Below are 14,682 nucleotides of genomic sequence, written 5' to 3'. Positions count from 1 at the left end.
GCCGTTACGGTTCTGCCCAGCTAAAGAGAAGTCGCGCGGGAATCACCGTGTCAGCTCGCATGTCCGATCTGATTGTCCGTTTATATGGACTCCGGGTCGGTATGGGTGGTCGACAGTGGGGACGGTGACATGCGCGACATCAGGGGAGTCAGTCGGAGGGGGTTGCTGGGACTGGGACTCGGTGCGGCCGCCGCGATGGGAATCGCGGGCTGCGGCTCACCGGACACGTCCGGTTCCGGCGCTCCCGGGCCCGTCAGGAACCCGAAGCCCGGCGAGAAGCCGGCGGCCAGGCCCATCGGTGACGGCTCCACCGCCGACACCGGCCCGCAGCCGAACCAGCCGGACCCGCCCGTGCCGCTCCAGCCGGGCGAGACCCCGCCCCAGTTCGTCGTCTTCAGCTGGGACGGCGCGGGGGAGATCGGCAACGGTCTCTTCCCGCGCTTCCTCAAGCTGGCCAAGGACCACGGCGCGGCCATGACCTTCTTCCTCTCCGGCATCTATCTGCTGCCCGAGTCGAAGCGGCACCTCTACCGGCCGCCGAACAACCCCGTAGGGGCCTCGGACATCGGCTACCTCAAGGACGAGAACGTCCGCTCCACCCTCACGCACGTCCGCCAGGCCTGGCTCGACGGGCACGAGATAGGCACCCACTTCAACGGCCACTTCTGCGCCGGCTCCGGCTCGGTCGGCCGGTGGACCCCGGAGGACTGGCAGAGCGAGATCGACCAGGCCGTGTCGTTCGTCACCAACTGGCGCACGAACACCGGGTTCACCGACCTCGAACCCCTGCCCTTCGACTACGGCAAGGAGCTGAAGGGCGCCCGCACCCCCTGCCTGCTCGGCCGGGACAGCCTGCTGCCGACGGCCGAGCGGCTGGGCTGGCGCTACGACTCCAGCTCGCCCGGCGGCCTCCAGGTCTGGCCGGTGCGCAGGTCCGGCATCTGGGACCTGCCGCTGCAGTCCCTGCCGTTCCCCGGGCACTCCTTCGAAGTCCTCTCGATGGACTACAACATCCTCGCCAACCAGTCGAAGAGCACGACGAGGGGCGTGCCCGCCAACTATCCGGGCTGGCGCACCCAGGCCACGGCCACCTACCTGGGCGGCTTCCGGCGGGCCTACGAGACCAACCGCGCACCCCTGTTCATCGGCAACCACTTCGAGGAATGGAACGGCGGCATCTACATGGACGCCGTCGAGGAGGCCCTCAAGGGCATGGCGGACAAAAGGGACGTACGGCTCGTATCCTTCCGTCAGTTCACCGACTGGCTGGAGGTCCAGGACCCCAAGGTGCTCGCCAGGCTCCGCGGCCTCGGCCCGGGCCAGTCACCGGCCGGCGGCTGGAGCGCGTACCTGACGGCGGCCTGACGGGCCGGCGAAAGAGCGCCTGACCAGGGCTCGGACAGTGCTCCGGGGGGTGCGGAAGATCCGCGAATTGCTCATGCGAAACTTTTCACATGAGCCTTAGCCGCGCGCGTATCCGTCGTAGTAGCCGCCGCTCGACCGGCGGCCGTGCCACCCTGCTGGCCGTGGCGACCCTGGCCGGCGCCCTCACGCTGTCGGCGTGCACCGGTTCGGACGGCGGCAAGCCGGTCAGCGGGTCCGGCGGCAACTACGTCACGGGTGCGAGCGGCATCTCCACCGCGTCCAAGGCGGAGCGCGCCGACGCCCCCAAGCTCGACGGTGAAACGGTCCGCGACGAGACCCTCGACACCACCACGCTCAAGGGCAAGGTCGTGGTCCTCAACGTGTGGGGTTCCTGGTGCCCGCCGTGCCGCGGCGAGGCCGGTTACTTCGCGACGGTCTCCAAGGAGTACGCCGACGCCGGCAAGGACGTCGCCTTCGTCGGGATCAACACCCGCGACAACAGCAAACAGAACGCGATCGCCTTCGAGGAGAACTACGGGATCACCTACCCGAGCCTCTTCGACCCCGCCGGGAAGCTGATGCTCCGTTTCCCCAAGGGCACGCTCAACCCGAACGCCATCCCCTCCACGATCGTCCTCGACAAGGACGGCAAGATCGCCGCCCGCAGCCTGGCGCCGGTCAACGCCGAGCAGCTGCGTTCGATGATCGAGCCGGTCCTCGCGGAGAAGTGACCGCGTGCTCGCGTACGTCCTCGCCGCAGAGGCCACCGGTGTGAACGAGACGGTCCTGAACGGGACGCTGATGCTCGCGCTCCCGATCTCGCTCCTCGCCGGCCTGGTCTCCTTCTTCTCGCCCTGCGTGCTGCCCCTGGTCCCCGGCTACCTCTCCTACGTGACCGGCGTCAGCGGCGCCGACCTCGCCGAGGCCCGCCGCGGCCGGATGCTGGCGGGCGCGAGCCTGTTCATCGCCGGCTTCACCGCCGTCTTCGTCTCCACCGGTGCTCTCTTCGGCTACTTCGGCGCCGAGCTCCAGGAGAACAAGGAGATCATCTCCCGGGTGCTGGGCGGCCTGGTGATCGTGCTCGGCCTCTTCTTCATGGGGGCGATCCCGGGTCTGACGATGCGCGAGTTCCGCTTCCACCGGAAGCCGACGGCGGGCCTGGTCGGCGCGCCCGTGCTCGGCGTGCTCTTCGGCGTCGGCTGGACCCCCTGCATGGGACCGACCCTCGCCGCCGTCAACACGCTCTCCATCGACCAGGCGAGCGCCGGCCGGGGCGCGCTGCTGACCGTCGTCTACTGCCTGGGCCTCGGCCTGCCCTTCGTGCTCGCCGCGATCGCCTTCCGCAAGGCGCTCGGTGCGTTCGGCTGGGTGAAGAAGCACTATGCGTGGGTGATGCGCATCGGTGGCGGCATGCTGATCCTGACCGGTCTGCTGCTCGTCACAGGTTTGTGGGACAGCATCATCAGCGACATGCAGAGCTGGACCCAAGGCTTCACGGTGGGGATCTGAGGACTAAAGGCACATGAGTACGACAGACAAAGCGACCACCGAGACGCCCGACGAGGCCTCGCACACGTCCGCCGCGGCGGACTCCACCGACGCCGCCGCCGGTGCCCAGCTCTCCACCGCGCCGCTGGAGGACAGCCCCGCCGGGCCGGCCGTCGGCATCGGCGTGATCGGCTGGGCCCGCTGGTTCTGGCGGCAGCTCACCTCCATGCGGGTGGCGCTGATCCTGCTCTTCCTGCTGTCCCTGGGCGCCATCCCCGGCTCCCTCGTCCCGCAGTCCAACGTCGACGCGATGAAGGTCGTCGACTGGAAGCGGGAGAACCCCTCCTGGGTGACCGTCGCCGAGAAGCTCCAGCTCTTCGACGTCTACAGCTCGGTGTGGTTCTCGGCGATCTACCTGCTGCTGTTCATCTCGCTCATCGGCTGCATCGTGCCGCGCTCCTGGCAGTTCGTCGGCCAGCTCCGCGGCCGCCCGCCGGCGGCCCCCCGGCGCCTGGACCGGCTGCCCGCCCACACCACCTGGCGCACCGGGAAGACCCCGGACGAGGTCCTCTCGTACGCGCGCACGGTGCTCCGCGGCAGCCGCTTCCGCACCGAGGCCGGCCAGGGGTACGTCGCGGCGGAGAAGGGCTACCTCCGCGAGGCGGGGAACCTGATCTTCCACGTCGCGCTGATCGTGATGCTGGTGGCCTTCGCCTGGGGCCAGTACTTCAAGTCCGAGGGCGGCAAGCTGGTCCTGCGCGGCACCGGCTTCTCGAACACGCTCACCCAGTACGACGACTTCAAGTCCGGCACCCTCTTCGACCCGGACGACCTGCCGCCGTTCAGCTTCACACTGGACCGGTTCGACGCGACGTACGAGATGACCGGCCCGCAGCGGGGCACCCCGCGCGACTTCAAGGCGTACGTCACCTTCTCGGACGGCGCCCACGGCACGCCGCAGAAGCGCGAGATCCAGGTCAACAAGCCCCTGGAGGTCGACGGCTCCAAGGTCTACCTGCTCGGCCACGGCTACGCGCCGATCGTCTCGGTGACCGACCCCACCGGCAAGGTGATCTTCAAGGACGCCGTGCCGGTGCTCCCGCAGGACGCCAACCTCACCTCCACCGGAGCCGTCAAGGTCACCGACGGCTACAAGGACAAGGACGGCAAGAAGGAGCAGCTCGGCTTCAACGCCGTCTTCGTCCCGAGCTTCGCCGGCGAGGGCAAGGGCACGATGTTCTCGCAGTTCCCCGCCCTGCTGAACCCGCAGCTCATGCTCAACGCCTGGCACGGCAGCCTCGGCGTGGACTCGGGTCTGCCGCAGAACGTCTACCGGCTCACCACCACCAAGATGGAGCCCTTCAAGGACGAGTCGGGCCAGCAGTTCAAGCAGAAGCTGGCGCCCGGCGACACGATGACCCTGCCGAACGGGGCGGGCACCGTGAAGTTCGAGGGCATCGAGCGCTGGGCCACCTTCTCCGTCACCCACCAGCCCGGCAGCGGCCTCGCCCTCACGGGTGCGATCGCCGCCATCGCGGGCCTGGCCGGATCGCTGTTCATCCAGCGCCGCCGGATCTGGGTCCGCGCGGTGACCGGTGAGGACGGCGTGACCGTCGTCGAGATGGCGGGCCTGGGCCGCAGCGAGTCCACCAGGCTCCCGCAGGAGCTGGCGGAGCTCGCCGCCCAGCTGCACCGGCAGGCGCCCACCGCGCCCGCCGCAATGGCCGAACCACGTGTTGAAGAAACCCCTGAAGGAGAGCGCGGATGACGCCGCTCGCAGCCGCAGCCAACGAGAACCTGGCTGAGATCAGCAACTACCTGATCTATTCGTCGATGGCGGTCTACATGTTCGCCTTCTTCGCGCACATCGCCGAGTGGACCTTCGGCAGCCGCAGCAAGGTGGGCCGTACGGCCGCCGCGCTGACCGGCGCCAAGGCGGCCGGAGCCGCCGGAGCGGCCGCGGGAGCCCCCGCCGTGCAGGTCCGCGGCAAGGCCGGCGCCACCGCCGTGCTCGACCAGCCCAAGGTCACCACCCGCTCCGCCGCCGGTACCCGCGACGTCCCGGACGGCCCCGGCGCCGCCGGCGGCACCGTGCAGGGCGACCTGTACGGGCGGATCGCGGTCTCGCTGACCGCGCTCGCCTTCCTCATCGAGGCGGCCGGGGTCGTGGCCCGCGCGATGTCGGTGGAGCGGGCCCCCTGGGGCAACATGTACGAGTTCTCGATCACCTTCTCCACGGTGGCCGTCGGCGTGTACCTGGTGCTGCTGGCCCTGAAGAAGAACATCGGCTGGCTCGGCCTGATCCTGGTCACCACCGTCCTGCTGGACCTCGGCATCGCGGTCACCTGGCTCTACACCGACAGCGACCAGCTGGTGCCGGCCCTGCACTCGTACTGGCTGTGGATCCACGTCTCCACGGCGATCTTCTGCGGCGCGGTCTTCTACATCGGCGCCGCGGGCGCGGTCCTCTACCTCTTCCGGGACTCCTACGAGAGCCAGCTGGAGGCGGGCCGCACGCCGGGGAAGTTCCGCAGCTCGGTGCTGGAGCGGCTGCCTTCGGCGGCCTCCCTCGACAAGTTCTCGTACCGGATCAACGCGGCCGTCTTCCCGCTGTGGACCTTCACGATCATCGCGGGCGCGATCTGGGCCGGCGACGCCTGGGGCCGCTACTGGAACTGGGACCCCAAGGAGGTCTGGTCCTTCGTCACCTGGGTGGCCTACGCCTGCTACCTGCACGCCCGCGCCACCGCCGGCTGGAAGGGCCGCAAGGCCGCGTACCTGGCGCTCTTCGCCTTCGCGTGCTGGATCTGGAACTACTACGGCGTGAACATCCTGCTCAGCGGCAAGCACTCGTACGCGGGCGTCTGACCGGCGGGAGTGGGACGCTGGTGGCATGTCTCTCGTGAGCCATGCCACCAGCGAGCAGCGCGGCGAGAACCGCTGGCTGCTCCGTTTCGAGCTGCACCTGCCGCACGCCTACGTGGCGCTGTGGCCCGCCCTGACCACGCCGGACGGGCTGCGCGGCTGGCTGGCGGCGGCCGACGTCCTGGAGCGCAGGCTCGGCGGGGCGGTCACGCTGCGCTGGCTGAACAGCGCCACCGTGGCGACCGGGCGGGTCACCGCCTGGGACCCGGAGCGGGTCGCCGAGTACACGGTCACCGAGCACGGGCGGATCCGCTTCCATCTGGAACCCGTCGGGACCGATTCGACCGTGATCCGGTTCGTGAACGAGCGGGTCGGGTCCGAGGACGAGCGCCTGGACTGCCTGGCGGGCTGGCACGAGCATTTCGAGCTGCTCGACTCCGCCCTGGACGGGCGGCCCGCGGACTGGTCCGCCTGGACGGACGCCCGCTGGACCGCCCTGCGCGAGGCCTACGCCTCCCTCGCCCGCGCGTAGCGACGGCGACCCCTCACCAGACCGGGCGCAGCGGCGGCAGGCCGCCCTCCCCGTGGAAGGTGCGCACGACCTCGCCGAGCCCTTCGCGCAGGGCGGTGAGGTCGGTGCCGCGGCCCAGTTCGGCCTCCAGCTCGTGCAGGATCCGGCCCGCGACCGCGAGGTGGTCCCGGGCCGCCTGGGTCAGGACCACCAGTTTGCGACGGCCGCCCCCCGGGTGCGGCTCGCGGCGGACGTAGCCCCGTTTCTCCAGGTCGTCGACGATCTGTCCGGCAGCCTGCTTGGTCACCCCGAGCCGTTCGGCGAGCTCGGTCGCGGTGGCTCCGGCGCCCTGGAGGGCCTGGAAGGCCATGCCGTGCACCGGCCGCAGGTCGGGGTATCCGGCATCGGCGACGCGCCGGGTGAACTCCCCGAGCAGCGTCTGGAAGCCCAGGCCGAGCAGGAACAGCAGCTCGACGCCCTCGTTCTCGTCTCTCTTCACGCAAATATGGTGACACGGCTGAGTCAAGCTGCTTTACTCACTGGAAGTAAAGGAGCTTTACTCGCACGCCGTGAGAAGAAGAGGACCCGCCTTGCACGTGATCAGCGCTTCACCCGAGAACGTCACCGCCACCCCCAACGCCACCATGACCGGCTTCGCCGCCCCCAGCCGAGGCAGCGCCGAGCTCAGCAGCTGGCACGTGGCCATGTCCGCCGGCAGCGCCGGCCCCGAACACTCCGTCAGCCGCGAGCAGGTGTGGACGCTGACCGCCGGCTCCCTGGAGGTCACCTGCGCCGGCCGCACCGAGAAGGTCGCCGCCGGCCGGACCCTCGTCCTGCCCCCGGACGTACCGCGCCGCATCCACGCCGCCGAGGCCTTCGAGGCCTACGTCGTGATGCGCGCGGACGGCGTGGTCTCGGTCCCCGGGGAGGAGGGCACCCGCGTCCTGCCGTGGGCGCGGTAGGCACCCGCCCCCGCTGAGGCCGGGGGGCCCGGGCTCAGCCCTGGTCCTTGTCCTTGTCCTGCTCCTGGTCCTTCTTCTGCTGCTGCTCGTCACGCAGCGACTTCAGGAACTCCGGGTTGTCGTCGGGCGCCACCCACTGCGTCCGGCGCGCCCGGCCACCTCCCGAGGCGACCCGGTCCTTGCCCGCGAACAGCCACACGACCGGTCCCACGATGGAGAAGAGCAGGATGATGATCACCCAGATCACCTTGGGGAGGTGCTTGACCTCCGGCTCCGGGGTGTTCAGGCAGTCGATGAAGGCGTAGATGGTCAGCGCGAGGATCAGCAGGAACGGCAGATAGCGCAGCACGGTGTGGGACCGACTCCCAGTCAGTGACGGGGGGCCCGCGTCAGGGCCCCGGTGACGCCTCCAGGGTAGTTGGTGACGGATACTGACCCCTATGGCTTACGACGATCTCCGCTCGCTGCTCCGGGCCCTGGAGCGGGAGGGCGACCTCAAGCGCATCAAGGCCGAAGTCGACCCGTACCTGGAGGTCGGGGAGATCGTCGACAGAGTGAACAAGGCGGGGGGCCCGGCCCTCCTCTTCGAGAACGTCAAGGGCTCGGCGATGCCGCTGGCCATGAACGTCTTCGGCACCGACCGCCGCCTCCTGAAGGCCCTCGGCCTGAAGTCCTACGCCGAGATCAGCGAGAAGATCGGCGGCCTGCTCAAGCCGGAACTCCCGCAGGGCTTCATCGGGGTCCGCGAGGCCTTCGGCAAGCTCGGCTCGATGGTCCACGTGCCGCCGAAGAAGGTGAAGGGCGACTCCGCGCCCGTCCAGGAGGTCGTCCTCACCGGCGACGACGTCGACCTCGACCAGCTTCCGGCCCTCTTCACCTGGCCCAAGGACGGCGGCGACTTCTTCAACCTCGGCCTGACCCACACCAAGCACCCCGAGACGGGCGTGCGCAACCTCGGCCTCTACCGGCTCCAGCGCCACGACAAGCGCACCATCGGCATGCACTGGCAGATCCACAAGGACAGCCGCAACCACTACGCCGTCGCCGCGGCCAAGGGCGAGCGGCTGCCGGTCGCGATCGCCTTCGGCTGCCCGCCCGCGGTGACGTACGCGTCCACCGCGCCGCTGCCGGGCGACATCGACGAGTACCTCTTCGCCGGCTTCGTCGCGGGCAAGCGGATCGAGATGGTCGACTGCAAGACGGTCCCGCTCCAGGTCCCGGCCAACGCGGAGGTCGTGATCGAGGGCTGGCTGGAGCCCGGCGAGATGCTCCCCGAGGGCCCCTTCGGCGACCACACCGGCTTCTACACCCCGCAGGAGCCCTTCCCGGCCCTGAAGATCGACTGCGTGACGATGCGCAGGCGTCCGCTCATCCAGTCGATCGTCGTCGGCCGCCCGCCGACCGAGGACGGCCCCCTCGGCCGCGCGACGGAGCGGTTCTTCCTGCCCCTGCTCAAGATCATCGTGCCGGACATCGTGGACTACCACCTCCCGGAATCGGGCGGCTTCCACAACTGCGCGATCGTCTCGATCGACAAGAAGTACCCCAAGCACGCCCAGAAGGTCATGCACGCCATCTGGGGCGCGCACATGATGTCGCTGACCAAGCTGATCATCGTGGTCGACAAGGACTGCGACGTCCACGACCTGCACGAGGTCTCCTGGCGGGCCCTGGGCAACACCGACTACTCCCGCGACCTCACCGTCGTGGAGGGGCCGGTGGACCACCTGGACCACGCCTCGTACCAGCAGTTCTGGGGCGGCAAGGCCGGCATCGACGCGACGAAGAAGCTGCCCGAGGAGGGCTACACCCGCGACGGAGGCTGGCCCGACATGGTCGAGTCCGATCCGGCCACCGCTGCCCTGGTGGACCGCCGCTGGAAGGAGTACGGACTGTGAGCCCGATGGCTGTGGGCGGCCCCGCCCTGTTCCTCGGCGACGGCACGCCCTGCGTGGCGCTGGTGCGCCCCGAGCTCGACGTGAACGACCCGGGGCTGCGCCTCGTGGCCGAACAGGCCGGGGTCACCCCCGAGGAGTTCGCCGGCGAGTCCGGCATCTGGCAGGTCATGGCCGACCGGACGGACGGCGAGGGGCGCACCTTCGAGCTGCCCGACCTCGGCGACGGCGAGGCCGCGGTCTTCGCGGACGAACTGCTGTACGCGCTGGCCGGCAAGGGTGACGCCGAACTCGAACTGGCCGACGGCGTCATCGTCCTGTCCGTCACCCCCGTCGACGACGACCGCGTCGCCCTGAGCGCCCGGGTCGTACCGCCGGCCGGTGCGCAGGCCCCGGATCCGCAGACCGGACCGCTGGACGTGGAACTGGGCACGCTCCCGGTCGCGGAGCTCCGCGACCACGTCGTCGAGTTCCACCGGAGCGTCGTATGACCTCGGCAGCCGAAGGGGTCCTCGGTCCCGGGCCCGCCGCGCCGCAGGCCGGGAAGGTCAAGGCCTTCCTGAGACTCGTGCTGATCGAGCACTCGGTCTTCGCGCTGCCCTTCGCCTACATCGCGGCGTTCACCGCCATGTTCCAGCTCGACCGGCGCGTCCACTGGGGCGTCCTGCTGCTCGTCACCATCTGCATGGTGGGGCTGCGGACCTTCGCGATGGCCGCCAACCGCATCATCGACCGCGAGATCGACGCCCGGAACCCGCGCACGGCCGGCCGTGAGCTGGTCACCGGCGCGGTCTCGGTCCGCGCGGCCTGGACCGGCGCCGGGATCGCCCTCCTGGTCTTCCTCGGCTCGGCGGCGCTGCTGAACCCGCTGTGCCTGGCGCTCGCGCCGGTCGCCGTGATCCCGATGGTGGTCTACCCGTACGGCAAGCGGTTCACGAACTTCCCGCACGCCATCCTGGGCCTGGCCCAGGCCATGGGCCCGGTCGGGGCCTGGCTCGCGGTCACCGGCGAGTGGTCCTGGGACGCGGTGATCCTGGGCCTGGCGGTGGGCGTGTGGATCGGCGGATTCGACCTGATCTTCGGCTGCCAGGACGTGGCCGCCGACCGCGCGGAGGGCGTCAAGTCCGTCCCGGCCCGCTTCGGGGTCCCGGCCGCGCTCTGGGGCGCGCGGGGCGCTCACGTCGTGACCACGGCCCTGCTGGTCTGGTACGCGCTGGCGACGGACGCGGGCGTGCTGTTCTGGACCGGCCTGGCGATCGTCGTCGCCGCCTTCCTCTACGAGCACACGATCGTGAAGCCGCACGACCTGTCCCGCCTGAACCGCGCCTTCTTCACGGTCAACGGCTTCATCGGGATTGCCCTGTTCGTGTGCGCTCTGGCCGATCTGGCCGTGCGGGGTCTGACCCTCTAGCTACCTGATCTTCGACCCGTACCGGGCCGAATGCACGACCCTGTGGAACCCGGGGCCGGACGGGTACCGGGGCCGGGACACGCTTCCGTACGGCGGCGAGGTCACCGTCGAGACCGGTATCGGCAAGATCGTGATCGATACCTCGGGTCTGCCGGTGGACCCCTCGGCGGTCATCTGACCGGCGTCGGAGCGGGGGTGGCCGGGCGGCCGTGGCGGAAGGCGGTCAGGACGCCCGCCGCGAGTCCGATGAGGTGGGCGTACCAGCCCACGCCGGAGTCGGTGGGCAGGACGCCCAGGAAGATCGAGGATCCCCAGACGGCGGCGACGCCCACGCCGACCACCGCGTTCAGCGGTTTGCGCTCGACGAAGCCGCGGACCACCACGTAGCCGAAGAGGCCGAAGACCAGTCCGGAGGCGCCGGCCCCGAGGGTGTTCGGCGGGGCGGTGAGCCAGGATCCGACGCCGACGGCGAGGATGATCAGGGTGCTCACCGCCAGGAAGCGGCGGATGCCGCCGAGCGCGGCGATGAAACCGAGGACCAGCAGCGGCAGGCTGTTGGAGGCCACGTGGCCGAAGCCGAAGTGCAGGAACGGGTGGGCCACGACGCCTATCAGGTGATCGGGGTCGCGCGGGGTGATCCCGTACCCGTCCAGCGCGTGGCCGGTGGCCAGATCCACCAGCTCGATCAGCCACAGCAGGGCCACCCAGCCGGCCATCAGCTTCCCGGCCGCCTTGGCCCGGTCGAGCTGTGTCCAGCCCGGATCCACCGTCGTGCTCATCTTCGCCCCCTCGCCACGTCCCGTCCCGGGAACGTCCGGCCACCTTACTGAGTGCCCACCGGTGGTGGCCGGATAGTCTCGGAGGTATGACTGAGCGCAAGCGCACCCCGTGGGTGGTCGGGGTTTCCGGGGCGTCCGGGACGCCGTACGCGGCGGCGGTGCTCCGCGGGCTGCTGGCCGCGGGGGAGAGTGTCGACCTGGTGGTGAGCCGCGCCTCGCGCCTCACCCTGCTGGACGAGACGGGGATCGCCTTCCGTGACGCGCACTGGCGCGAGGACCTGGGGGAGTGGCTGGCCCGGGGCGCCGACGGCAAGCCGGGGACCTTCGCGCGGCCGGAGCTGGACGACGTCCGGTACTGGGCCGCGGGGGACCTGGCGGCGGGCCCGAGTTCGGGCTCGTATCCGGTCAGGGGGATGCTCATCGTCCCCGCGTCCACGGCCTGTGTGGCCGGGGTGGCGCTCGGACTGTCGAAGGACCTGCTCCAGCGTGTGGCGAGCGTGACGCTCAAGGAGCGGCGCCGGCTGGTGGTCGCGGTGCGGGAGACCCCGCTGAACGGTCAGACGCTGAAGCATCTGGTGGCGCTGGACGAGGCGGGCGCGATCGTGCTGCCCGCCTCACCGGCGTTCTATACGGGTGCGACGCACATCCAGGATCTGGTGGACTTCGTCGCGGGGCGGGTGCTGGACGCGGCAGGGGTGCCGCACCAGCTGTACCGCCGCTGGGAGGGGGAGCTGGGAAGCTCCCGTACTCCCCGGGAGGCAAGCGCCGGTGACTAGGCCTTCTTCTTGCGGCCGAGCGGCTTGCGGGCCTTGTCGACGCGGTGGGCCGCGGCGGGCTGGTGGGCACGGGATCGGTTGGCCAGCTCCTGGAGCTCCCGCATGTGTGCGTAGGCCATCTCGATCGTGAACACGGTGAACCACTCCTGAAGATCGTCATTGATCAGCTGAAAGATTTCACAGGGTGTTGACCCTGTGTGCCTTAGATTCTATACCTAGACTTGCAGGATCGCCGAATAATGGAAGGCTCCACGTAAATGGACACGGTGGACAGGCAGCTCATCCAGGCACTCCGGGAAAACGGCCGTGCCTCGTACGCGGAGCTGGGCCGTCTCGTGGGCCTCTCCGGCCCCAGCGTCACCGACCGCATCAACCGGCTGGAGACCGCCGGGGTCATCACCGGCTACCGCGCGACGGTGGACTCGCGTTCCCTCGGCCTCGGCGTCACGGCGCTGATCGGGCTCTCCATGTCCGACGCCGCGGACCACGAGGACGTGGCCCGGAGGCTGCGCGACCTCAACGAGATCGAGGACTGCTGGTTCATCGCGGGCGACGACTCCTTCATGCTGAAGGTGCGCGCCAACGACGTGGACGGCCTGGAGAAGATCATCCGCAGGCTCTCCGGCACCAAGGGCGTCTCGCGCACCCGCACCACCATCGTGCTCTCCACCAAGTGGGAGAACCGGGTCGGGGAGCTGCCCGAGGAAGCCTGAGAGTACGGTTGGGCAGGGTTTGCAGGACAGGCAGACCGAGGCATCTAGAGGAGGCGACCGGCACATGGACGCTGGGCTCAAGCGTGAGCTGGAGGAGAAGGTCCGCTCCGGCGAGCGGCTGACCCGTGAGGACGGTATCGCCCTCTACGAGTCGGACGACCTGGCCTGGCTCGGTGGCCTCGCCCACGAGGTGCGCACGCGCAAGAACGGTGACGTCGTCCACTTCAACGTCAACCGGCACCTCAACATGACGAACGTGTGCACCGCGTCGTGCGCGTACTGCTCGTTCCAGCGCAAGCCGGGCGAGAAGGACGCGTACACGATGCGCATCGAGGAGGCCGTGCGCCTGGCCAAGGCCATGGAGAACGACAACCTCACCGAGCTGCACATCGTCAACGGCCTGCACCCGAACCTGCCGTGGCGCTACTACCCGCGCTCGCTCTCCGAGCTGAAGAAGGCGCTGCCGAACGTCTCGCTGAAGGCGTTCACGGCGACCGAGATCCACCACTTCGAGACGATCTCGGGGATGTCGGCCTCCGACATCCTCGACGAGCTGATCGAGGCCGGCCTGGAGTCGCTCACCGGCGGCGGCGCGGAGATCTTCGACTGGGAGGTCCGCCAGCACATCGTCGACCACCGCACCCACTGGGAGGACTGGTCGCGCATCCACCGGCTCGCGCACGAGAAGGGTCTCAAGACCCCCTCGACCATGCTGTACGGGCACATCGAGGAGCCGCGCCACCGCGTGGACCATGTGCTGCGGCTGCGCGAGCTCCAGGACGAGACCGGCGGTTTCCAGGTCTTCATCCCGCTGCGGTACCAGCACGACTTCGTGGACATGCAGGACGGCAAGGTACGCAACAAGCTCCAGGCGCGTACGACGATGGCGACCGGCGCCGAGGCGCTGAAGACCTTCGCCGTCTCGCGACTGCTCTTCGACAACGTGCCCCACGTCAAGGTCTTCTGGGTGATGCACGGTGTGCAGACCGCCCAGCTGGCGCTGCAGCACGGCGCGGACGACATGGACGGATCGGTCGTCGAGTACAAGATCACGCACGACGCGGACAACTACGGCACCCCGAACAAGCTGGGCCGGGACGACCTCCTGGAGCTGATTCGGGAAGCGGGCTTCCGCCCGGTCGAGCGCAACACGCGCTACGAGATCATCCGTGAGTACCCCGGTCCGGACGCGAACCTGCGCGAGACCCCGCAGGCCATGCGCGTCTGACCTCCGGTCCCGACCTCCTGTCGTGAGCTGAACCCCGGCCCGTGGGCCGGGGTTCGGCGTTTCTGGACGGGTCGATCAGGTAACAGATAAACTCGCGTGATGACCCTTACTTTCACCCTGGATCCGGTCGTCGACCCTTCCCTGCGTGACGGAATCCTGGCGTTGTGGGCCGACGTCTCCAACGCGGGCGGTGCGGTGGGCTTCGTCCCCCCGGTCGGCCTCGACGACATCCGGCCCGCGCTCGACGAGCACCTCGCCGGCGTCGCCCGTGGGGGCTGCCGGCTGCTGGTCGCGCACGACGAGGGCGGCGAGGTCGCCGCGACCGCCTTCCTCACCCACAACACGCACCGGCTCCAGCTCCACTGGGTGTGGGCCTACACGGTGATGGTCCATCCGCGCCTTCAGGGCAAGGGGTACGGGCGCGAGCTGATGGCCGCCACCGAGGCCGCGGCCCGCTCCATCGGGAACATCGACGCCATCCGCCTCACCTGCCGGGGCGGTCACGGCCTGGAGCGCTTCTACGCCTCCTGCGGCTACAAGGAGGTCGGCCGCGTCCCCGGCGGCATCCGGGTGGCCCCCGGTGACGACCGCGACGACGTCACGATGCTGCTGCCGCTGTACTGACCGGTCGCTGTGTCCGCGGCCGGACCCCGGCGGGCCGCGGCGGGGCCGCGGCGTGCTTCACTGGA

At 69.8% G+C, this 14,682-nt stretch carries 18 protein-coding genes; 14 read left to right on the top strand and 4 right to left on the bottom strand.

Translation table 11 applies throughout. From position 1 onward, the window contains the following. The first annotated feature begins 138 nt into the window (after positions 1-138). The 6 genes from Sspor_RS19515 to Sspor_RS19490 all read left to right on the top strand — a co-directional run bounded on the left by Sspor_RS19515 (position 139) and on the right by Sspor_RS19490 (position 6,250). Positions 139-1,365 carry a polysaccharide deacetylase family protein gene (locus Sspor_RS19515; protein ID WP_202203745.1) on the top strand — a complete coding sequence of 409 codons (1,227 nt, stop codon included), beginning with the start codon at positions 139-141 and terminating at the stop codon, positions 1,363-1,365. An 89-nt stretch (positions 1,366-1,454) separates the two neighbouring features. Further along, positions 1,455-2,096, top strand: a complete 642-nt coding sequence (locus Sspor_RS19510) for a TlpA family protein disulfide reductase (protein ID WP_202200271.1) — start codon at positions 1,455-1,457, stop codon at positions 2,094-2,096. 70 nt (positions 2,097-2,166) lie between these two features. Then, the gene (locus tag Sspor_RS19505; RefSeq protein ID WP_202203744.1) at positions 2,167-2,874 is read left to right on the top strand and encodes a cytochrome c biogenesis CcdA family protein; all 708 of its coding nucleotides are present in this window, start codon (positions 2,167-2,169) and stop codon (positions 2,872-2,874) included. A gap of 13 nt (positions 2,875-2,887) precedes the next feature. Further along, positions 2,888-4,621, top strand: a complete 1,734-nt coding sequence (gene resB / locus Sspor_RS19500) for a cytochrome c biogenesis protein ResB (RefSeq protein WP_202200270.1) — start codon at positions 2,888-2,890, stop codon at positions 4,619-4,621. After that, on the top strand, positions 4,618-5,721 hold the full coding sequence (gene ccsB / locus Sspor_RS19495) for a c-type cytochrome biogenesis protein CcsB (RefSeq protein ID WP_202200269.1): 1,104 nt from the start codon (positions 4,618-4,620) through the stop codon (positions 5,719-5,721). The genes resB and ccsB overlap by 4 nt, the downstream gene beginning before the upstream one ends. 25 nt (positions 5,722-5,746) lie before the next feature. Beyond that, positions 5,747-6,250: an SRPBCC domain-containing protein gene (locus tag Sspor_RS19490; protein ID WP_202200268.1), complete on the top strand. Its 504-nt coding sequence runs from the start codon at positions 5,747-5,749 to the stop codon at positions 6,248-6,250. A gap of 13 nt (positions 6,251-6,263) precedes the next feature. On the opposite strand, the gene Sspor_RS19485 is transcribed toward Sspor_RS19490, so the two are convergent. After that, positions 6,264-6,728: a MarR family winged helix-turn-helix transcriptional regulator gene (locus Sspor_RS19485; RefSeq protein ID WP_202200267.1), complete on the bottom strand. Its 465-nt coding sequence runs from the start codon at positions 6,726-6,728 to the stop codon at positions 6,264-6,266. Between the two features lie 97 nt (positions 6,729-6,825). Here Sspor_RS19485 and Sspor_RS19480 point away from each other — a divergent pair, with 97 nt between their 5' ends. Continuing rightward, the gene (locus Sspor_RS19480) at positions 6,826-7,191 is read left to right on the top strand and encodes a cupin domain-containing protein (RefSeq protein WP_237403932.1); all 366 of its coding nucleotides are present in this window, start codon (positions 6,826-6,828) and stop codon (positions 7,189-7,191) included. 34 nt (positions 7,192-7,225) lie between these two features. Here Sspor_RS19480 and Sspor_RS19475 read toward each other — a convergent pair whose 3' ends face one another. Beyond that, complete coding sequence (locus Sspor_RS19475) at positions 7,226-7,540, bottom strand: PLD nuclease N-terminal domain-containing protein (protein WP_202200265.1); 315 nt, start codon at positions 7,538-7,540, stop codon at positions 7,226-7,228. Positions 7,541-7,631: 91 nt separating this feature from the next. On the opposite strand from Sspor_RS19475, the gene Sspor_RS19470 reads away from it, so the two are divergent. The 3 genes from Sspor_RS19470 to mqnP are packed head-to-tail and all read left to right on the top strand — an operon-like array spanning position 7,632 to position 10,497. Continuing rightward, positions 7,632-9,089, top strand: coding sequence for a menaquinone biosynthesis decarboxylase (locus Sspor_RS19470; protein WP_202200264.1), 1,458 nt, complete (start codon positions 7,632-7,634; stop codon positions 9,087-9,089). A 5-nt stretch (positions 9,090-9,094) separates the two neighbouring features. After that, complete coding sequence (locus tag Sspor_RS19465) at positions 9,095-9,577, top strand: hypothetical protein (RefSeq protein ID WP_237404344.1); 483 nt, start codon at positions 9,095-9,097, stop codon at positions 9,575-9,577. After that, positions 9,574-10,497, top strand: a complete 924-nt coding sequence (gene mqnP, locus Sspor_RS19460; protein WP_202200263.1) for a menaquinone biosynthesis prenyltransferase MqnP — start codon at positions 9,574-9,576, stop codon at positions 10,495-10,497. The genes Sspor_RS19465 and mqnP overlap by 4 nt, the downstream gene beginning before the upstream one ends. 170 nt (positions 10,498-10,667) lie before the next feature. Here the strand turns inward: mqnP and Sspor_RS19455 are convergent, their stop codons facing one another. Continuing rightward, the gene (locus Sspor_RS19455; RefSeq protein ID WP_202200262.1) at positions 10,668-11,276 is read right to left on the bottom strand and encodes a rhomboid family intramembrane serine protease; all 609 of its coding nucleotides are present in this window, start codon (positions 11,274-11,276) and stop codon (positions 10,668-10,670) included. A gap of 86 nt (positions 11,277-11,362) precedes the next feature. On the opposite strand from Sspor_RS19455, the gene Sspor_RS19450 reads away from it, so the two are divergent. After that, a complete protein-coding gene (locus Sspor_RS19450) occupies positions 11,363-12,052 on the top strand; it encodes a UbiX family flavin prenyltransferase (RefSeq protein ID WP_202200261.1) in 690 nt (229 codons plus the stop codon). On the opposite strand, the gene Sspor_RS19445 is transcribed toward Sspor_RS19450, so the two are convergent. Beyond that, positions 12,049-12,186, bottom strand: a complete 138-nt coding sequence (locus Sspor_RS19445; RefSeq protein ID WP_189733807.1) for a hypothetical protein — start codon at positions 12,184-12,186, stop codon at positions 12,049-12,051. The genes Sspor_RS19450 and Sspor_RS19445 overlap by 4 nt on opposite strands. 123 nt (positions 12,187-12,309) lie before the next feature. On the opposite strand from Sspor_RS19445, the gene Sspor_RS19440 reads away from it, so the two are divergent. From Sspor_RS19440 to Sspor_RS19430, 3 genes are all read left to right on the top strand, one after another. Further along, entirely contained in the window at positions 12,310-12,765 is a 456-nt protein-coding gene (locus Sspor_RS19440) for an Lrp/AsnC family transcriptional regulator (RefSeq protein ID WP_030710106.1), read from the top strand. Between the two features lie 64 nt (positions 12,766-12,829). Continuing rightward, positions 12,830-13,993, top strand: coding sequence for an aminofutalosine synthase MqnE (mqnE, locus tag Sspor_RS19435; RefSeq protein ID WP_150258694.1), 1,164 nt, complete (start codon positions 12,830-12,832; stop codon positions 13,991-13,993). Positions 13,994-14,092: 99 nt separating this feature from the next. After that, positions 14,093-14,617, top strand: coding sequence for a GNAT family N-acetyltransferase (locus Sspor_RS19430; protein ID WP_202200260.1), 525 nt, complete (start codon positions 14,093-14,095; stop codon positions 14,615-14,617). The last annotated feature ends 65 nt before the right edge of the window (positions 14,618-14,682 follow it).

The sequence above is a fragment of the Streptomyces spororaveus genome (genome assembly GCF_016755875.1).
In the GTDB taxonomy this organism is placed as follows: domain Bacteria; phylum Actinomycetota; class Actinomycetes; order Streptomycetales; family Streptomycetaceae; genus Streptomyces; species Streptomyces spororaveus.
This window is presented reverse-complemented; position numbering and strand designations above follow the sequence as displayed.

Coding starts and splice junctions, on each gene's coding strand:
- Sspor_RS19510 (WP_202200271.1), top strand. CDS start 1,455: ATGAGCCTTAGCCGCGCGCGTATCCGTCGTAGTAGCCGCCGCTCGACC.
- Sspor_RS19505 (WP_202203744.1), top strand. CDS start 2,167: ATGCTCGCGCTCCCGATCTCGCTCCTCGCCGGCCTGGTCTCCTTCTTC.
- resB (WP_202200270.1), top strand. CDS start 2,888: ATGAGTACGACAGACAAAGCGACCACCGAGACGCCCGACGAGGCCTCG.
- ccsB (WP_202200269.1), top strand. CDS start 4,618: ATGACGCCGCTCGCAGCCGCAGCCAACGAGAACCTGGCTGAGATCAGC.
- Sspor_RS19490 (WP_202200268.1), top strand. CDS start 5,747: ATGTCTCTCGTGAGCCATGCCACCAGCGAGCAGCGCGGCGAGAACCGC.
- Sspor_RS19470 (WP_202200264.1), top strand. CDS start 7,632: ATGGCTTACGACGATCTCCGCTCGCTGCTCCGGGCCCTGGAGCGGGAG.
- Sspor_RS19465 (WP_237404344.1), top strand. CDS start 9,095: ATGGCTGTGGGCGGCCCCGCCCTGTTCCTCGGCGACGGCACGCCCTGC.
- mqnP (WP_202200263.1), top strand. CDS start 9,574: ATGACCTCGGCAGCCGAAGGGGTCCTCGGTCCCGGGCCCGCCGCGCCG.
- Sspor_RS19455 (WP_202200262.1), bottom strand. CDS start 11,276: ATGAGCACGACGGTGGATCCGGGCTGGACACAGCTCGACCGGGCCAAG.
- Sspor_RS19450 (WP_202200261.1), top strand. CDS start 11,363: ATGACTGAGCGCAAGCGCACCCCGTGGGTGGTCGGGGTTTCCGGGGCG.
- Sspor_RS19440 (WP_030710106.1), top strand. CDS start 12,310: ATGGACACGGTGGACAGGCAGCTCATCCAGGCACTCCGGGAAAACGGC.
- mqnE (WP_150258694.1), top strand. CDS start 12,830: ATGGACGCTGGGCTCAAGCGTGAGCTGGAGGAGAAGGTCCGCTCCGGC.
- Sspor_RS19430 (WP_202200260.1), top strand. CDS start 14,093: ATGACCCTTACTTTCACCCTGGATCCGGTCGTCGACCCTTCCCTGCGT.